Genomic DNA, 16750 nt, shown 5'->3' on the forward strand with positions numbered 1-16750 from the left:
AGATGCTTACAGATAACTGTTTTCATGATTAATGCAGGATTTGTTTTAGGACAGTTCTTAAGGAGGAGAAGAAGAAATGTCAGATTCCAGAACTTCAGAGTTTATTGAGCGCATCCCGGTTGGACCTCTTGCACTTATGCCACTTGACTCTATTATGCCTCTCGGAAAGAGAGTTGATGAGTATTTGTCAAAATGGCGTGGTCAGCGTGAGAGTGAGCATAAGGAGACTATTGCTTTCAACGGTTACCAGAAAGACAGCTACATTGTAAAGTCAAAGGTATCACGTTTCGGTTCAGGTGAAGCAAAGGCGAACATTTTAGAGACGGTTCGCGGCGTTGATCTCTACCTTATGGTTGATGTTATGAATTATTCACAGACATACAGCCTCTTCGGTCAGATCAATCACATGTCTCCGGACGACCACTATGCTGATCTTAAGAGAGTTATCGCGGCTACTACAGGTAAGGCGAAGCGTATCAATGTTATCATGCCATTTATGTATGAGTCCCGTCAGCATAAGCGCACAGGACGAGAGTCTCTTGACTGCGCTATCATGCTTCAGGAACTTCATGAAATGGGTGTTGAGAATTTCATCACATTCGATGCACATGATCCGAGAGTTATGAACGCTATTCCTCGTGACAGCTTTGACAACATTTCATGTTCCTACCAGTTTATAAAGGCTATACTCAACAGTATCGATGATCTGGATATCGACAAGGACCACATGATGATCATTTCTCCTGATGAGGGCGGCATGGGAAGAGCTATCTACTATGCAAACGTTCTCGGAATCGATATGGGTATGTTCTACAAGCGCCGTGATTATGCCCAGGTTGTAAACGGACGTAATCCTATCGTTGCTCATGAGTTCCTTGGAACAGATGTTGAAGGTAAGGATGTATTTATCATTGATGATATGATCTCCTCCGGTGAGTCATTGATCGATACAGCCAAGGAACTGAAGGAGCGTAAGGCCAAGAGAGTATTTGCATGCTGTACTTTCGGTCTCTTTACTTCAGGCTTCAACAAGTTCGACCAGGCTTATGCAAACGGCACACTTAACGGTGTATATACAACAAACCTTATCTACCAGCAGCCTGAGCTTCTTACAAAGCCATGGTACAGAAGCGTAGATATGTCTAAGTATATTGCTCTCCTCATAGATAACCTGAATCACGATATGAGTATTTCTCCTATTCTTGACACATCAACAAGAATCAACCAGAAGGTTGCGGCATACAGAGAGCATCGTGCAGGCGTTAACAAGCAGATGGAACTGTCATTTGAATAAAATTGTTATATAATGGTACAAGACCATGGATTCTAAGAAATGAAAGAACTTTGGCTTTGTACATAGATGAAGGGTCGTCCGTATAAGGGCGGCCTTTTCTTTTTTACGGATAAAGGATGAATTTTGGCAAAGAGTGGTTTTTCAAATAAGGTATATATCTACACATTTATAATGAGTGTTCTTGTGGTGCTTGTGCATGCTGTGAATTTTGCATCTGACAACAGCACTCTGCTTTTGATGATCCAGTCTTCGGATCTAAATTGTATAGATCTCGGAGGAATGACGGGAATTTCCGCACATATAGAGAATTTCTTTTCCAATGCCCTTGGGCAGGCAGCTGTTCCGGGATTTTTCATGATGTCAGGATATCTGTTTTACAGAACGATGACGGGAATAAAAGATATAGGAAAAAAATGGAAGAGCAGATTTTCTTCCATTGTGGTTCCCTACGGTGTGTGGAATGTCATCTACTATCTGGTGTATGTTGCACTGGGCAGGGCGGCTTTCTGCATAAATGAACTGAACAGCGCCGTGACTGTTTATAAATATAATCCTCTATTCTGGTATTTATATCAGCTTATATTACTTTCGATTCTTGCTCCGGTATTTTATATACTGCTGAAAAACAGGATAATTGCTTTCGCGTCATTTTTTCTGTATCTGGGTTTTCTGATAAAGGGAGGAGATTTGCCCCTTATCAATGAAGATGCGGTTATATATTACTTTGCAGGGGGCCTGATGTCCCGGTTCTGGACGGCTTCCTTTGAAAAAGGAAAGAAATCAGGGATTATTCTTGGAACATTTCTCATAGTTCTTACATGGAGTACTCAGATATTTACCACTGTGGGAATGCAGAACTTCGTTATTGCACCCATAGACCTTCAAAAAATGGAAAGCCTGTCATTCTGGTATTTTGGCGGGAGAGTTTCTGAGGTTTTGGGGGCTTTGATTGTTAAACTTCCTGAATATGTACTTATATATATATTGTCCCCGGGAGGACAGCTGGTGGTAAATGCTTTAAGAAGGCTTTTTTTGTGCCTCGGAATATGGCTTATCCTTTCCGGCAAGATGCCGGAGGCGAAGGGGTATATGAAAAACAGTTTCTTTTTATATGCAGTGCATTTCCCGATTGCCAGAGGGGTTATATTTATGTTAGAGTACATGAACGTCGGCTATCATGGCACCGGTGAACAGGTGTTAAGACTTGTTGCGTACTTTGCCACACCAGTGATAAGCATAGCCGTTGCTGATGGATTAAAGCAGATACTGAAAAAATATATTCCTTTTTCGTGGAAACTACTCAGTGGAGGGAGATAAACAGATGTTTATAGCAGATCATTGGAAAGATTATGAAGTGATAGACACAAGCTCAGGTGATAAGCTGGAAAGATGGGGCAAATACATCCTCAGAAGACCGGATCCTCAGGTTATCTGGCAGACACCGCTTAAGAATGCAGCATGGAAGAAACTTAACGGGCATTATCACCGCTCGGATAGAGGAGGCGGAGAGTGGGAGTTTTTTGATCTTCCGAAACAGTGGAAAATCTCTTATGTCCTTGGGGGAACAGGGAATAATCCATCGAATTTTGCAAAGGAGTCAGGAGAGACCTACAGACCTGTGGAGCCTGTATATGAAAATCTTTCAAAGCTTTCTGAGAAGGAAAGAACTCTCACGTTCCATCTTAAGCCCTTCGCATTTAAGCATACAGGTCTTTTTCCTGAGCAGGCCGCTAACTGGGACTGGTTTGCCAATGAGATAACAGGTGAAACAGAGAGACGCAAGAAGCTGGGAATAGATGAGCCTGTCAAGGTACTCAATCTTTTTGCGTATACAGGCGGAGCTACTCTTGCGGCAGCTGCAGCAGGAGCACATGTGACTCACGTGGATGCCTCAAAGGGTATGGTGCAGTGGGCAAAGGAAAATGCCGAGGCATCAGGACTTAATAAGGCACCTGTAAGATGGCTTGTGGATGACTGCATGAAGTTTGTTGAAAGAGAGATTCGCCGCGGTAATAAGTATGATGCAATCATCATGGATCCGCCTTCCTATGGAAGAGGACCCAAAGGAGAGATATGGAAGATTGAGGATGCAGTATATCAGCTAATCAAACTGTCAGCTGAACTTTTGTCCGATAAGAGCATTTTCTTCCTTATTAATTCGTATACTACAGGTCTCCAGCCCGCAGTAATGAGCTACATGCTTGGAGTTCTGATCAAAAAGAAATTCGGCGGAAGCATACATTCGGAAGAGGTAGGGCTTCCTGTCAGTGAAACCGGACTTGTTCTTCCCTGCGGATGCTCCGGAAGATGGGTAAAAAACGGCTGAAAGGTCTGAAGATACAGGGGATTAGGGGATTTCCGGGTGTAAGATAATCGTAATTTTTTAATATTCATTGTTAATGGAATAGAAATTGCTTTTGATAAACCCGAAAGTTATTATTATTACATAAAGCATTGAAAATGAAAAAGACTCAAGGCTGACTAAGGATTGGATGGTGATTCCTCCGGGGGATCATCAGGAGGGTGTTATATGTTAAAAGAGAAACTTGCAAAACTGATGCTTGTAACGGGGGCATTGGCAGCAATTTCTGCCATAAGTGTTTATGCGGCAGGATGGACAACAAATTCAAGCGGTGAGCAAGTATATGTTCAGGACAGCGGAAGCGTTGTTACAAATTCATGGATTAAAGCCAGCAGCAACGGTCAGGTTATTTGGTATTATGCGACACAGGACGGAACACTTCGCAAAAGCGGTTGGCAGACTGTGAATGGATACAGATATTATTTCGACGAGAACGGCATCATGCAGACAGGCTGGATAGAGGATTACAAGTATTATTGTGATCCGAATTCAGGTGCAGCGGCATCAGGGTGGAAGTACATCCCTATACCGGATGAACTTAGCTATTATTACAGCAGCAATTCACATTTCTCAACCGGCTCTTATGCATGGTTCTATTTCAATACCAGCAACAACCAGAAGTATTGTGCCGAGAATGAAAATGTTACGGTAAAGACTATTGATGGCGTAAAGTATGGTTTTGATGAGAATGGCGTTATGCAGCTTGGCTGGGCCAAGGTTACGGATGCCACACCTGAGATTTCGGGATATATGTATTTCTCAGAGAAGTCTGACGGTAATTTTAAGCAGGGTCAGCAGATTTCCGGAACATGGTACACTACGGTAGGTCCTATGGAGGCTTCCGGATCCGGTTCTTATGATGAGAATCTTTCAACAGGAGATGTGGAGTATTTCTACTTCAAGGGTAACGGATATGTTGCAGCAGGTTCGAATTCTACCTACCTTGTACAGTCCATTAATTCAAAGAAATACCTCTTCAATGAAAAGGGAAATCCTGTATATGGAATGCAGAAGGGCTATACCGAGAATGACAGCGAAAGCTACTATTATTATTGCGGCTCTTCAAAGAATGACTGTTCGGTAAAGACCGGAAGATTTTCCATGACTGAGGCAGATGGCGATAGAATCACATTCTATGCACAGTCCAACGGAAGAGGATATACCGGAGTAAAGGACGGTTACCTCTATTATAATGGTAAGCTTCAGTGTGCAGAGTCTGATTGCAAGTATATGGTATGTACCGTTAATGGTAAGGATTATGTGGTATCCACCAGCGGAGTGGTTCAGAAGAATAAAACAAGCCTCAAAGATGCAGATGGAAATAAAGTATCGACAAACTCAGACGGTACATTAAAATCAAGCATCGATGGAAGCTTCTCTACACTTACAGCTACATCCCCTGACATTGATGAGATTGATTAATGAAAGATTGCAAAGAATGAGTTAAAGAGTCCGGCAGAAGCCGGGCTCTTTTTTCATGATAAAGACGTCACATGTGCGCAGGACTTATACAAATGCGCATTTGACGGCCGGCACTAAATCCACCAGGGGGGACAGTACTCCATAACTTTTTCTAAAATGAAGCAAATAGGGGCTTGCAAATAAACAAAGCTGATGATATTATATGACACGCACGGCAGGGTGTGACCCTGCTGGGCGGTACATTAACAAAGATACGCACGGCTAGGTGGAAAATGCATAGGATTTTATACATTTTTTAGGAAAAACCGCTTGAAATACAAAAAAGCCTGTGTTATCTTAGTATTCGCTGTGACATGATAGCAATGAAATGAAGATTACTTGCATGGACGAAAGCCAAGATCCGTACAGTATTATCTGAAAAGATCCAGTGAACCTCCGGGTTCCGACTGAGAACTGATACGGCAACCAAGTATAAGACATGTAAGAGAACTTCATGGAGCGAATGTCTAGTTTAGAAACTGACGGCAGGTCACTGTACTACAATTTAATCCATTAAACAGCAAATGGATTTTGATGCACGCAACATTTATCTCACGATTGTTTTGCATGCATGTTAATGTACAGTCACCGACTTATCGTCAAATAACCGATAGGAGGCGACTTTTTTTATGGCAAGTCAAGTAATGAGAATCACACTCAAGGCATACGACCACACACTTGTGGACGAATCAGCCGCAAAGATTGTGGAGAACTGCAAAAAGACAGGTTCACAGGTTTCCGGACCGGTACCTCTTCCAACAAAGAAGGAAGTTGTTACAATCCTTCGTGCTGTACATAAGTACAAGGATTCTCGTGAGCAGTTTGAGCAGAGAACTCACAAGAGACTTATCGACGTTATCAGTCCTAACCAGAAGACAATGGATGCTCTTCAGAGACTGGAGATGCCTGCAGGCGTTTACGTTGATATCAAGATGAAGAATAAGTAATGATTCTAGGATGAGTCTGAGACATCGGACTCCGCTGTAGAAAGGAGAACACATGAAGAAAGCTATTTTAGCTACAAAAGTAGGAATGACACAGATCTGGGATGCAGATGGCGTGCTTATTCCAGTAACTGTACTTCAGGCTGGTCCTTGTGTAGTAACACAGGTTAAGACAGTAGAGAATGACGGTTACGCAGCAATTCAGGTAGGCTTCCAGGACAAGAGAGAGAAGCTTGTCAACAAGCCACAGAAGGGTCAGTTTGATAAGGCTGGCGTTCCTTGCAAGAGATTTGTCAAGGAGTTAAGACTTGAGGACGCTGAGAACTACAACGTTAAGGATGAGATTAAGGCAGACATCTTCGCTGAGGGTGACAAGGTAGACGTTACCGCTATTTCAAAGGGTAAGGGATTCGAGTCAGCTATCAGAAAGTATGGTCAGCACAGAGGACCTATGGGTCACGGTTCCAAGTTCCACCGTCATCAGGGTTCTAACGGTACATCTGCTACACCTTCAAGAGTACTTCCTGGTAAGGGAATGCCTTCACACATGGGTGCAGTAAAGGTAACAACTCAGAACCTTACAATCGTTAAGGTTGATGTTGAGAATAACCTGCTTCTTATCAAGGGAGCTGTACCGGGACCTAAGAAGGCTCTTATTACTGTTAAAGAAGCAGTAAAGGCCTGAGACGAAAGAAAGGAGGAACATATAGATGGCTAACGTATCAGTATTTGATATGCAGGGTAAGGAAGTTGGCAAGATGGATCTCGCAGATTCCGTATTTGGAGTTGAGGTTAACGAGCACCTTCTTCACCTCGCAGTTGTTGCTCAGCTTGCTAACAAGCGTCAGGGCACACAGAAAGCATTAACTCGTTCTGAAGTTTCAGGAGGCGGAAGAAAGCCTTGGAGACAGAAGGGAACAGGACATGCAAGACAGGGCTCTATCAGAGCACCGCAGTGGAAGGGCGGCGGAGTTGTATTCGCACCTACACCACGTGATTACACAACAACAATGAACAAGAAGGAAAAGAGAGCAGCTCTTAAGTCTGCACTTTCCAATGCCGTTCTTGAGAACAAGCTTATCGTAGTAGATGAGATCAAGTTCCCTGAGATCAAGACCAAGAACTTCCAGGCTATGCTTGATGCTCTTAAGGTTAATAAGGCATTCGTTCTTCTTGATTCTGCAGATAAGAACGCAGTTCTTTCAGCTAGAAACATCGAAGATGTTAAGACAGCCGGTGTTAACGAACTCAATGTTTATGACGTACTTAAGTACCAGACAGTAGTTGCTACAAAGGCAGCTGTTGAGAAGATTCAGGAGGTATACGCATAATGGCAGATATCAAGTATTATGACGTTATTCTTCGTCCGGTAGTTACTGAGAAGTCTATGGGCGAGATGGCATCCAAGAAGTATACATTCCTTGTAAATCCTGAAGTAACAAAGTCTCAGGTTAAAGAGGCCGTTGAGAAGATGTTCGAGGGAGCAAAGGTAAAGGCTGTTAACACAATGAACGCTGACGGTAAGACAAAGAGAAGAGGTCTTAAGTTCGGCAAGACAGCCAAGACAAAGAAGGCTATCGTTACATTGACAGAGGAGTCAAAGGATATTGAGATCTTCAAGGGTCTTTGATTTCCAAGTTGACATAGCAAACACAGTCACGTGAAAAATTCTCTATTATACGTGACAACATAAAAGGAGAAAACAAGTCATGGGTATTAAGACATATAAACCTTATACACCTTCGAGAAGAAACATGACCGGTTCAGACTTTTCTGAGATTACAAAGAAGACTCCTGAGAGATCACTTCTTTCTACAGTTAAGGAGAACGCTGGTAGAAACAATCAAGGTAAGATTACTGTTCGTCACCAGGGTGGTGGAAACAGACAGAAATACAGAATCATCGATTTCAAGAGAAACACAAAGGATGGAATTCCTGCAACTGTAATCGGAATCGAGTATGATCCTAACAGAACAGCTAACATTGCTCTTATCGCTTATGCTGATGGTGCAAAGGCATATATCCTTGCTCCTAACGGTCTTACAGACGGTATGAAGGTAATGAGCGGCCCTGATGCAGAGGCAAGAGTAGGTAACTGTCTTCCTCTTTCAAAGATTCCTGTAGGTACAAACGTACATGCTATCGAGCTCCTTCCTGGTAAGGGCGCACGTATGGTTCGTTCAGCAGGTAACGCTGCTCAGCTTATGGCAAGAGAAGGAAAGTATGCAACACTTCGTCTTCCATCAGGCGAGATGAGAATGGTTCCTATCGAGTGCCGTGCAACAATCGGTGTTGTAGGTAACGGCGATCACAACCTTATCAATATCGGTAAGGCTGGTAGAAAGAGACACATGGGATGGCGTCCAACAGTTCGTGGTTCTGTTATGAACCCTAACGATCACCCACACGGAGGTGGAGAAGGTAGAGCACCTATCGGTAGATCCGGACCTTGCACACCTTGGGGTAAGCCGGCACTTGGTCTCAAGACACGTAACAAGAAGAAGGCTTCTAATAAGCTTATTATCAGAAGACGCGATGGTAGAGCCATCAAATAATTGAGGAGGAGAGAAAAATATGGCACGTTCAATTAAAAAAGGACCATTCATCGATGCTTCACTTAAGAAGGCAGTTGATGCAATGAATGCTTCCGGAAACAAGGCCGTAATTAAGACATGGTCTCGTCGTTCCACAATCTTCCCATCTTTTGTTGGTCACACGATTGCGGTTCACGATGGAAGAAAGCACGTTCCTGTATATGTTACAGAGGACATGGTTGGTCATAAGCTTGGTGAGTTCGTTGTAACAAGAACTTTCCACGGCCACAGCGGTAACGAGAAGAGAGCTTAAACTCGCGCATATTTGAAAGGAGGACATTTTAACAATGTCAAAAGGTCATAGATCTCAGATTAAGAGAGAGAGAAATGCAAATACTGTAAAGAGACCTTCAGCTACTCTTTCATATGCAAGAGTATCAGTTCAGAAGGCATGCTTCGTTCTTGATGCTATCAGAGGCAAGAATCTTGACGAGGCACTCGGTATTGTTTCATACAACCCTAGATATGCTTCTACATTAGTAAAGAAGCTTCTTGAGTCTGCTGCTGCTAACGCAGAGAACAACAACAACATGAACAGAGATAACCTCTATGTTGCTGAGTGCTATGCTGGTGCAGCTCCAACAATGAAGAGAATTCATCCAAGAGCACAGGGCAGAGCTTATAGAATCTTAAAGAGAAACTCACACATTACTGTAGTTTTAGACGAGAGAAAGTAAAAGGAGGCATATAAATGGGACAGAAAGTCAATCCGCACGGCATTAGAGTCGGCGTTATAAAAGATTGGGATTCCAAGTGGTATGCTGACAAGAAGAACTTTGGCGATACACTTGTTGAGGACTACAATATCAGAAAATTCCTGAAGAAGAGACTTTATTCTGCAGGCGTTTCAAAGATCGAGATCGAGAGAGCTGCAAACGACAAGGTTCGTGTAGTTATCTTTACAGCAAAGCCTGGATTCGTAATCGGTAAGGGCGGCGCAGAGATCGAGAAGGTAAGAAAAGAAGTTCAGAAGTTTACTTCAAAGAACGTAAACATCGATATTAAGGAGATCAAGAGACCTGATCGTGATGCTCAGCTTGTAGCAGAGAACATCGCACTTTCTCTTGAGAACCGTGTATCTTTCAGAAGAGCAATGAAGCAGGCTATGCAGAGAACTATGAAGTCTGGCGTTCTTGGTATCAAGGCATCAGTTTCAGGTCGTCTTGGCGGTGCTGATATCGCTAGACGTGAGTTCTATTCTGAGGGTACAATTCCTCTTCAGACTTTAAGAGCTGATATCGACTACGGCTTTGCCGAGGCTGATACAACATACGGTAAGCTCGGTGTTAAGGTCTGGGTATATAAGGGAGAAGTTCTTCCTGCCAAGAAAAACAAGGAAGGGAGCGATAAGTAATTATGTTAATGCCAAAGAGAACGAAGTATCGTAAGCAGATTCGTGGTAACATGAAGGGCAAAGCTACCAGAGGAAACAAGATTTCTTATGGTGAGTTTGGTATTGTCGCAACTGAGCCTTGCTGGATCAGATCAAATCAGATCGAGGCAGCCAGAGTAGCCCTTACAAGATACATTAAGCGTGGCGGTCAGGTTTGGATCAAGATCTTCCCTGATAAGCCAATCACAGCAAAGCCACTCGGAGTCAGAATGGGTTCCGGAAAGGGTGCTGTAGAATATTGGGTAGCAGTTGTTAAGCCAGGTAGAGTAATGTTTGAGATAGCAGGCGTACCTGAGGAGATCGCAAGAGAGGCACTTAGACTTGCATCACACAAGCTTCCTTGTAATTGCAAGATCGTTTCCAAGGCAGATCTGGAAGGCGGTGATAACTAATGAAGAAGAAAACCTACTTAGATGAGTTAAAGGCAAAGTCAACAGAGCAGCTTAATGCTGACCTTGTTTCAGCCAAGAAGGAACTCTTTAACCTGAGATTCCAGAACGCAACAAATCAGCTTGATAATACAGCTAGAATAACAGAGGTTCGTAAGAACATCGCGCGTATTCAGACAGTTATCACAGAGAAAGCTAAAGCGTGAGAAAGGAGAGCACAACAATGGAGAGAAATCTTAGAAAGACACGTACCGGTAAGGTCGTTAGTGCAAAGATGGACAAGACCATCGTTATCGCTATCGAAGATCACGTAAAGCATCCGGTAATCGGTAAGATCGTTAAGAGAACAGTTAAGATCTATGCTCATGACGAGAACAACGAGGCTGGTGTTGGCGATACAGTTAAGGTTATGGCTACAAGACCACTGTCAAAGACCAAGAGATGGAGACTGACAGAGATCGTTGAGAAGGCTAAATAATTAAGAGGCAAGGAAGGAGCATTATATGATTCAGCAGGAAACAAGACTTAGAGTTGCTGATAACACAGGTGCAAGAGAGCTTCTTTGCATCCGCGTTATGGGTGGCTCAACCAGAAGATATGCTGCAGTCGGAGATACAATCGTAGCATCTGTTAAGGATGCAATCCCTGGCGGACAGGTAAAGAAGGGCGATGTTGTTAAGGCTGTTGTTGTTAGAACAGTTGATGATATTCGTCGTAAAGATGGTAGTTACATCAAGTTCGATGAGAATGCAGCAGTTATTCTCAAGGACGATGGAACACCAAAGGGAACTCGTATTTTTGGACCGGTAGCTAGAGAGCTTCGTGATCATGGTTACATGAAGATCGTTTCACTCGCTCCGGAAGTACTGTAAGGAGGTTACCAGATGCGTAGAATTAAGAAAGACGATATGGTACAGATCATTGCCGGTAAGGACAATGGTAAGCAGGGCAAGGTTCTCAGCTTTGACCCGGCAACCAATAAGGTAGTCGTTGAAGGCTGCAATATGGTAACCAAGCACCAGAAGCCATCCCAGGCTAATCCTCAGGGTGGCATCCTTCACAAGGAAGCAGCTATCGACGCTTCTAATGTTATGCTCGTTGTAGACGGACAGCCAACACGTGTTGGTTTCGAAGTAAGAGATGGCAAGAAGGTTAGAGTTGCTAAGAAAACTGGTAAGGTTATTGACTAAGAGAAAGGAGGAATTTTAAAATGGCTAGATTAAAGGATCTTTACAATAGCGAGATTAAGGATGCTATGGTTAAGAAGTTCGGTTACAAGAATGTAAACGAGATCCCAAAGCTTGATAAGATCGTTATCAACATGGGAGTTGGAGAAGCTAAGGAAAATTCCAAGGTTCTCGACAGCGCAGTTCGTGATCTTGAGATCATCACAGGTCAGCACGCTGTAACAACTAAGGCAAAGAAGTCAGTCGCAAACTTCAAGATCAGAGAGGGACAGGCAATCGGTTGCAAGGTTACTCTTCGTGGTGAGAAGATGTATGAGTTTGCTGACAGACTTATCAATCTTGCGCTTCCTCGAGTAAGAGACTTCAGAGGCGTAAATCCTAATGCATTTGATGGCAGAGGAAACTATGCACTTGGACTCAAGGAGCAGCTCATTTTCCCTGAGATCGAGTTCGATAAGGTTGACAAGGTTAGAGGTATGGATGTTATCTTCGTAACAACAGCTAAGACTGACGAAGAGGCAAGAGAACTTCTCAGACTTTTCAACATGCCGTTCGCAAAGTAATCGGAGGGAAATATGGCTAAGTTATCAATGAAGTTAAAGCAGCAGAAGGCACCTAAGTTCTCTACCAGAGCTTATACAAGATGCAAGATCTGCGGAAGACCACACAGTGTACTCAAGAAGTATGGCATCTGCCGTATCTGCTTCCGTGAGTTAGCATACAAGGGTGAGATTCCAGGAGTTAAGAAGGCTTCTTGGTAAGTCTTTAAAACTCTAAATAGAGCCGATGGCAATGTTTTGGATATATTCCAAAATGTTGTCAAAGGTGATAATTTCTGGATTGTATTCAAGGAAATACAAAAATATTTCTAAAAGATACGCCAGACCGGGTTGAAACTCGGAATAAAATGGTTATAATGTAAATGTTGCGCCACAGGAAGTGCAGATTCAGTTCTGTACCATTCGATTAAGCATTTATTTTCTTTTGGAAAAGAGATGGACTGGTCGGGTGAGAACAACCTGGAGACGTGGCATTTGCTTTGTCCGAAAATATTTCGGATTTGTAACAAATTATTTTTACACTATTTGAGAAAGGATATCCGTAAAAATGAGTATGAGTGATCCAATCGCAGATATGCTTACAAGAATTCGTAACGCAAATACTGCAAAGCATGACACAGTAACCATCCCATCATCAAAGATGAAAGTAGCTATTGCTGACATCCTTGTAAATGAGGGTTACATCGCAAAGTATGAGCTGGTTGATGGCGGAAAGTTTAAAGACATCAAGGTGACTCTGAAGTACGGCGCTACAAAGAACGAAAAGATCATCAGCGGAATTCGCAAGATTTCTAAGCCTGGTCTTCGTGTATACGCAGGCAAGGAGAACATGCCTTCTGTTCTTGGCGGTCTTGGTATTGCAATTGTTTCTACAAATCAGGGCGTTATGACTGATCGTGAGGCAAGAGCTAAGGGCGTTGGTGGAGAAGTTCTCGCATTCGTTTGGTAATTCATTGCTGACCGGATTTGGAATTTAACCACAAATTGAAACTATTAACATCTGAAAACTGTCATTAGACAGAGAATTTAAGAGAGAGGAGACATAGTATGTCACGTATCGGAAAATTACCGGTAGCTATCCCAGCAGGCGTTACTGTTGAGATCAAGGACAACAACCTCGTAGTTGTAAAGGGACCTAAGGGTTCTCTTGAGAAGACTTTTGCATCAGAGCTTACTCTTGAGCAGAAGGACGGAGAAGTTGTTGTAACAAGACCTAATGATAATAAGAAAGAGAAGTCCCTTCACGGACTTACAAGAGCACTTCTCCAGAACATGGTAGACGGTGTTTCTAACGGATTCGAGAAGAAGCTTGAGATCAACGGTGTTGGTTACAGAGCTGCAAAGCAGGGTAAGACACTTACACTTACACTTGGCTATTCTCATCCTGTAACAATGGAGGATCCAGAGGGCGTTGAGACTGTTCTTGAGGGTTCAAACATCATCTTCGTTAAGGGTATTGACAAGGAAAAAGTTGGCCAGTACGCTGCTGAGATTCGTAGCAAGAGAGGACCGGAGCCATATAAGGGCAAGGGTATCAAGTATGCTGACGAGACCATCAGACGTAAGGTTGGTAAGACAGGTAAGAAGTAAGTAGGAGGAAAGTGAAATGGTAAGTAAGAGAAATAAAGCTGAACTTCGCCAGAAGAAGCACATGAGACTTAGAAACCGTTTATCTGGTACTCCAGAGAGACCACGTCTTAGTGTATTCAGATCTGACAAGCATATGTATGCACAGATTATCGATGATGTAGCAGGCAACACACTTTGCGCTGCTTCAACACTTGATAAGGATGCTAAGTTAGAGATTACAAATAACATCGAGGCTGCTCAGTACGTTGGTAAGGCCATTGCTGAGAAGGCTATGGCTAAGGGAATTAAGACTGTTGTATTTGACAGAGGCGGTTTCCTTTATCACGGTAAGGTACAGGCTCTTGCAGATGCTGCCAGAGAAGCCGGCCTTGAATTCTAATCGAGAGGAGAAACAAGCAAGATGAAGCGTGAAAGAATTGATGTAAATCAGTTAGAATTAAACGACAATGTCGTAGCCATCAAGCGTGTTGCGAAGACTGTTAAGGGTGGTCGTACCATGAGATTCTCTGCTCTCGTAGTAGTTGGTGATGGCAATGGTCATGTAGGTTGTGGTATTGGTAAGGCAGTTGAGGTTCCTGAGGCTATCCGTAAGGCACGTGAGGCTGCTTGCAAGGCTATCGTTACAGTTCCTGTAACAGATGAGAAGTCTGTACCACACGATTATGTTGGTAAGTTCGGAAGTTCAACAGTACTTCTTAAGAAGGCACCTGAAGGAACCGGTATCATCGCCGGCGGTCCTGCCCGTTCTGTTCTTGAGCTTGCTGGTATCAGAAACATTCGTACAAAGTCTTTAGGTTCAAACAATAAGACAAACGTAGTTCTCGCTACACTTGAGGGTCTTACAGCAATGAAGACTCCTGAGGAGTTTGCTGCACTTCGTGGTAAGACAGTAGCTGAGATTACAGGTTAATTAGGGAGGGTAAAGTAATGGCAGATAAGAAGTTAAAGATTACACTTGTAAAGTCTCCAATCGGTGCTATCCCTAAGCAGAGAGCAACTGTTCAGGCTCTTGGTCTCCGTAAGATTCGTCAGACTGTAGAGCTTCAGGACAATGGAGCTACAAGAGGTATGATTCAGAGAGTCAACCATCTTGTAAAAGTTGAAGAAATCTAAGGAGGCATACAATGGAGTTAGCTAATTTAAAGCCGGCTGACGGCGCTAAGCAGTCAAAGAACTTCAGACGTGGCCGTGGTCATGGTTCAGGAAACGGCAAGACAGCTGGTAAGGGCCATAAGGGTCAGAAGGCAAGATCTGGAGCACCAAGACCTGGTTTCGAAGGTGGTCAGATGCCTTTATTCAGACGTATTCCTAAGAGAGGATTTACGGATCGTAATTCTAAGGTTATCACAGGTATCAACCTTTCAGTTCTTGAGAACAAGTTCAACGATGGTGAGGAAGTTACTATCGAGGCTCTTCTTTCAAAGGGCGTTATCAAGAAGGTTAACGATGGTGTTAAGGTTCTTGGAAATGGTGAGCTTACAAAGAAGCTCAACGTTAAGTTAACAGCATTCTCTGCATCTGCAAAGGAAAAGATTGAAGCTTTAGGCGGAACCTGTGAGGTAATCTAATGTTCAAATCACTACTAAATGCATTTAAGGTTAAGGATTTAAGAAATAGACTTATATTCGTTTTCCTGATGCTCGTAGTAATTAGGTTTGGATCGAATCTTCCTATTCCGGGTGTAAACTCAGAGTATTTTGCCGAGCTGTTCAACAGCATGGCTAACAATGATGCATTTGGTTGGTTTAATACGATGACTGGCGGCTCTTTTGAGCAGCTGTCAGTCTTCGCATTGTCAATCACACCGTATATTACTTCATCCATCATCATCCAGCTTCTTACAGTTGCCATTCCGGCACTTGAAGAGTTGCAAAAGGATGGTGAAGAGGGAAGAAAGAAGCTTACTGAGTATACCAGATACGTAACTATCGGACTTGCTCTTATAGAGTCAAGTGCTATGGCTATCGGATTTGGAGGACAGGGGCTTCTCATCGGTTACGCTGATGCGAGCACAGTGAGAAAGATCGCTGATGTTGTTATCGCTGTAATAACGATGACAACAGGTTCGGCGCTTCTCATGTGGATCGGTGAGCAGATTACAGATAAGGGCATCGGAAATGGTATATCTCTGGTGCTTCTTTTCAATATTCTTTCATCGGTTCCGAGTGATTTCCAGACTCTGTATGTAAGATTCATACAGGGAAAGAATGTTGCAACAATGGTTGTTGCTGCTATTATTATTGCAGCATGTCTTATAGCTCTTGTTGCATTTACAGTCGTTTTGACTGACGCAGAACGCAAGATACCGGTACAGTATAGCCGTAGAGTACAGGGTAGAGGTCTCGTTGGAGGACAGTCTTCATCAATTCCTCTCAAGGTCAATACAGCAAGCGTAATGCCTGTTATCTTTGCAAGTTCACTTATGACTATGCCGGTTGTAATTGGACAGGTTCTTAATGTTAATTATGGTACAGTTGTCGGACAGATCATAAGAGGTCTGAATTCAGGCTCATGGTGTGATCCTGATGCTCCTATTTACAGTGTGGGACTTATAGTTTATATACTGCTTCTGTACTTCTTTGCATATTTCTATACGTCGATTTCTTTTAATCCGTTGGAAGTTGCAAATAATATGAAAAAGCAGGGTGGTTTCATTCCGGGTATTCGTCCGGGTAAGCCTACCAGCGATTACCTTGACAGTATTCTTACTTATATTATTTTTATCGGTGCTTCCGGCCTTGCTATCGTTGCAATCATTCCGATATTCGTATCCGGAGTGTTCAATGTAGGAAGAATCTCTTTCGCAGGAACTTCACTGATCATCATAATCGGTGTAGTACTTGAGACATTGAAGGCTATTGAGTCACAGATGGTTGTAAGAAATTACAAGGGATTTTTAAACGACTGATTATAACAAAGCCTCCTCTGAAACAAGATTTCGGGGAGGCTATAAGTGTTTATTTATTAGACATTATT

26 protein-coding genes are annotated in these 16750 nt (G+C 43.0%); all 26 read left to right on the forward strand.

Translation table 11 applies throughout. From position 1 onward, the window contains the following. Nucleotides 1-76: 76 nt before the first annotated feature. The 26 genes from T515_RS04135 (at nucleotide 77) to secY (ending at nucleotide 16682) form a co-directional block, all read left to right on the forward strand. Nucleotides 77-1294 (forward strand): ribose-phosphate pyrophosphokinase, encoded by a 1218-nt coding sequence (locus T515_RS04135; protein WP_036607895.1) that lies wholly within the window; start codon nucleotides 77-79, stop codon nucleotides 1292-1294. A gap of 123 nt (nucleotides 1295-1417) precedes the next feature. Next, nucleotides 1418-2611, forward strand: a complete 1194-nt coding sequence (locus T515_RS04140) for an acyltransferase family protein (protein ID WP_036607897.1) — start codon at nucleotides 1418-1420, stop codon at nucleotides 2609-2611. A 4-nt stretch (nucleotides 2612-2615) separates the two neighbouring features. Next, nucleotides 2616-3620 (forward strand): class I SAM-dependent methyltransferase, encoded by a 1005-nt coding sequence (locus T515_RS04145; RefSeq protein ID WP_036607899.1) that lies wholly within the window; start codon nucleotides 2616-2618, stop codon nucleotides 3618-3620. Between the two features lie 204 nt (nucleotides 3621-3824). Further along, complete coding sequence (locus T515_RS04150) at nucleotides 3825-5078, forward strand: hypothetical protein (protein ID WP_036607902.1); 1254 nt, start codon at nucleotides 3825-3827, stop codon at nucleotides 5076-5078. A gap of 668 nt (nucleotides 5079-5746) precedes the next feature. Beyond that, nucleotides 5747-6064, forward strand: coding sequence for a 30S ribosomal protein S10 (rpsJ, locus tag T515_RS04155; protein WP_029199705.1), 318 nt, complete (start codon nucleotides 5747-5749; stop codon nucleotides 6062-6064). A gap of 52 nt (nucleotides 6065-6116) precedes the next feature. Continuing rightward, nucleotides 6117-6746 carry a 50S ribosomal protein L3 gene (rplC, locus tag T515_RS04160; protein ID WP_036607906.1) on the forward strand — a complete coding sequence of 210 codons (630 nt, stop codon included), beginning with the start codon at nucleotides 6117-6119 and terminating at the stop codon, nucleotides 6744-6746. A gap of 25 nt (nucleotides 6747-6771) precedes the next feature. Continuing rightward, on the forward strand, nucleotides 6772-7392 hold the full coding sequence (rplD, locus tag T515_RS04165) for a 50S ribosomal protein L4 (protein ID WP_036607908.1): 621 nt from the start codon (nucleotides 6772-6774) through the stop codon (nucleotides 7390-7392). Continuing rightward, nucleotides 7392-7691, forward strand: a complete 300-nt coding sequence (gene rplW, locus T515_RS04170) for a 50S ribosomal protein L23 (RefSeq protein ID WP_036607910.1) — start codon at nucleotides 7392-7394, stop codon at nucleotides 7689-7691. Before rplD ends, rplW begins: the two co-directional genes overlap by 1 nt. Nucleotides 7692-7770: 79 nt before the next feature. Further along, the gene (gene rplB / locus T515_RS04175; RefSeq protein WP_036607913.1) at nucleotides 7771-8616 is read left to right on the forward strand and encodes a 50S ribosomal protein L2; all 846 of its coding nucleotides are present in this window, start codon (nucleotides 7771-7773) and stop codon (nucleotides 8614-8616) included. A 19-nt stretch (nucleotides 8617-8635) separates the two neighbouring features. Further along, nucleotides 8636-8908: a 30S ribosomal protein S19 gene (gene rpsS, locus T515_RS04180; RefSeq protein WP_036607915.1), complete on the forward strand. Its 273-nt coding sequence runs from the start codon at nucleotides 8636-8638 to the stop codon at nucleotides 8906-8908. Nucleotides 8909-8942: 34 nt separating this feature from the next. Beyond that, a complete protein-coding gene (rplV, locus tag T515_RS04185; protein ID WP_036607917.1) occupies nucleotides 8943-9332 on the forward strand; it encodes a 50S ribosomal protein L22 in 390 nt (129 codons plus the stop codon). Between the two features lie 14 nt (nucleotides 9333-9346). Continuing rightward, nucleotides 9347-10009, forward strand: a complete 663-nt coding sequence (rpsC, locus tag T515_RS04190) for a 30S ribosomal protein S3 (RefSeq protein ID WP_036607919.1) — start codon at nucleotides 9347-9349, stop codon at nucleotides 10007-10009. Nucleotides 10010-10011: 2 nt separating this feature from the next. Continuing rightward, the gene (gene rplP, locus T515_RS04195; RefSeq protein WP_036607922.1) at nucleotides 10012-10440 is read left to right on the forward strand and encodes a 50S ribosomal protein L16; all 429 of its coding nucleotides are present in this window, start codon (nucleotides 10012-10014) and stop codon (nucleotides 10438-10440) included. Continuing rightward, entirely contained in the window at nucleotides 10440-10643 is a 204-nt protein-coding gene (rpmC, locus tag T515_RS04200; RefSeq protein WP_029199696.1) for a 50S ribosomal protein L29, read from the forward strand. The genes rplP and rpmC overlap by 1 nt, the downstream gene beginning before the upstream one ends. A 17-nt stretch (nucleotides 10644-10660) precedes the next feature. Then, on the forward strand, nucleotides 10661-10915 hold the full coding sequence (rpsQ, locus tag T515_RS04205) for a 30S ribosomal protein S17 (RefSeq protein ID WP_036607924.1): 255 nt from the start codon (nucleotides 10661-10663) through the stop codon (nucleotides 10913-10915). A 25-nt stretch (nucleotides 10916-10940) separates the two neighbouring features. Then, nucleotides 10941-11309: a 50S ribosomal protein L14 gene (gene rplN / locus T515_RS04210; RefSeq protein WP_036607926.1), complete on the forward strand. Its 369-nt coding sequence runs from the start codon at nucleotides 10941-10943 to the stop codon at nucleotides 11307-11309. A 12-nt stretch (nucleotides 11310-11321) separates the two neighbouring features. Further along, on the forward strand, nucleotides 11322-11627 hold the full coding sequence (gene rplX / locus T515_RS04215) for a 50S ribosomal protein L24 (RefSeq protein ID WP_036607929.1): 306 nt from the start codon (nucleotides 11322-11324) through the stop codon (nucleotides 11625-11627). 20 nt (nucleotides 11628-11647) lie between these two features. Next, nucleotides 11648-12187: a 50S ribosomal protein L5 gene (gene rplE / locus T515_RS04220; protein WP_036607932.1), complete on the forward strand. Its 540-nt coding sequence runs from the start codon at nucleotides 11648-11650 to the stop codon at nucleotides 12185-12187. A gap of 12 nt (nucleotides 12188-12199) precedes the next feature. Next, nucleotides 12200-12385, forward strand: a complete 186-nt coding sequence (locus T515_RS04225; RefSeq protein WP_029199691.1) for a type Z 30S ribosomal protein S14 — start codon at nucleotides 12200-12202, stop codon at nucleotides 12383-12385. 346 nt (nucleotides 12386-12731) lie between these two features. After that, the gene (gene rpsH, locus T515_RS04230) at nucleotides 12732-13133 is read left to right on the forward strand and encodes a 30S ribosomal protein S8 (RefSeq protein ID WP_036607934.1); all 402 of its coding nucleotides are present in this window, start codon (nucleotides 12732-12734) and stop codon (nucleotides 13131-13133) included. 98 nt (nucleotides 13134-13231) lie between these two features. Further along, nucleotides 13232-13774, forward strand: a complete 543-nt coding sequence (gene rplF, locus T515_RS04235; RefSeq protein WP_036607937.1) for a 50S ribosomal protein L6 — start codon at nucleotides 13232-13234, stop codon at nucleotides 13772-13774. A 16-nt stretch (nucleotides 13775-13790) separates the two neighbouring features. Beyond that, nucleotides 13791-14153: a 50S ribosomal protein L18 gene (gene rplR / locus T515_RS04240; RefSeq protein ID WP_036607939.1), complete on the forward strand. Its 363-nt coding sequence runs from the start codon at nucleotides 13791-13793 to the stop codon at nucleotides 14151-14153. Nucleotides 14154-14174: 21 nt separating this feature from the next. After that, the gene (rpsE, locus tag T515_RS04245; protein WP_036607943.1) at nucleotides 14175-14684 is read left to right on the forward strand and encodes a 30S ribosomal protein S5; all 510 of its coding nucleotides are present in this window, start codon (nucleotides 14175-14177) and stop codon (nucleotides 14682-14684) included. 17 nt (nucleotides 14685-14701) lie between these two features. Next, complete coding sequence (gene rpmD / locus T515_RS04250; RefSeq protein WP_029199686.1) at nucleotides 14702-14887, forward strand: 50S ribosomal protein L30; 186 nt, start codon at nucleotides 14702-14704, stop codon at nucleotides 14885-14887. A gap of 11 nt (nucleotides 14888-14898) precedes the next feature. Beyond that, complete coding sequence (rplO, locus tag T515_RS04255) at nucleotides 14899-15342, forward strand: 50S ribosomal protein L15 (RefSeq protein ID WP_036607945.1); 444 nt, start codon at nucleotides 14899-14901, stop codon at nucleotides 15340-15342. Next, nucleotides 15342-16682 (forward strand): preprotein translocase subunit SecY, encoded by a 1341-nt coding sequence (secY, locus tag T515_RS04260; protein WP_036607948.1) that lies wholly within the window; start codon nucleotides 15342-15344, stop codon nucleotides 16680-16682. Before rplO ends, secY begins: the two co-directional genes overlap by 1 nt. Nucleotides 16683-16750: the final 68 nt, after the last annotated feature.

This window comes from Oribacterium sp. P6A1, from assembly GCF_000702885.1.
GTDB lineage: Bacteria > Bacillota > Clostridia > Lachnospirales > Lachnospiraceae > Oribacterium.